Below are 742 nucleotides of genomic sequence, written 5' to 3'. Positions count from 1 at the left end.
TAATATCTTCAATGCAGGTAATAAAGACCTCGTATACGAGACCACCGATAATCCTTTGGGGGAAATTTGGAACGCCACGGCTGAATTGCGTGAGAATGGGTTGGTACGGCTGCATTTCCCGCTTGAAAGGAAGCCGGAGCGGGGAACGCTGATTGCCCTTTACCACGACTATTACATCACTGATGGTATACAGCTGATGCGGAGCAGCCGGCTGTGGCTGGAGCAAATCAACATTTACCATGCCCTGAGTGTTGGGGTCGGCGCTTCCGAATGTGAAGACATCACCCTGAAGCAGGTGAATATCATAGCCAATGAAAAGAAAAATCGTGTATTCAGTACCGTAGCCGACGCCACGCATTTTAATGGTTGTAAAGGCCGCATTGTGATCGACAGTTGCAAGGTAACCGGCGCCGGCGATGATTTTATCAATATACATGGTATGTATGCCCCGGTAGTCAAAGTATTGAGCGATCATGAAGTGCTGCTGGCGCCGAATGATAGGTACATAGGCTTTGAGAAGGGCGATAAAGCCTGGCGTGTGGATACGGCTACCATGCAGCGCAGGCAGATTTTATCCGTGGCAAAGCAGGAGGATGTGTCGAAAGGATACCGTCTTACGTTCACCGAGAATATCACCAATATACTCAAGCGTGGAGATCTGCTGGAAAATATAGACAAGAACCCGGATGTGGAGATCACCAATTGCCAGGTGATGAAGCGCCACCGCGCAAGGGGGATACTC

The 742-nt window shown here is 49.6% G+C and carries 1 protein-coding gene; it reads left to right on the top strand.

What is annotated here, in order from left to right; translation table 11 throughout:
* Nucleotides 1-742 (top strand): hypothetical protein (locus ICL55_RS34895; protein WP_223151700.1); only part of this gene is annotated, 742 nt, incomplete at both ends.

It is taken from the genome of Chitinophaga varians, assembly GCF_014529945.1.
GTDB classification, from domain to species: domain Bacteria; phylum Bacteroidota; class Bacteroidia; order Chitinophagales; family Chitinophagaceae; genus Chitinophaga; species Chitinophaga varians.
This window is presented reverse-complemented; position numbering and strand designations above follow the sequence as displayed.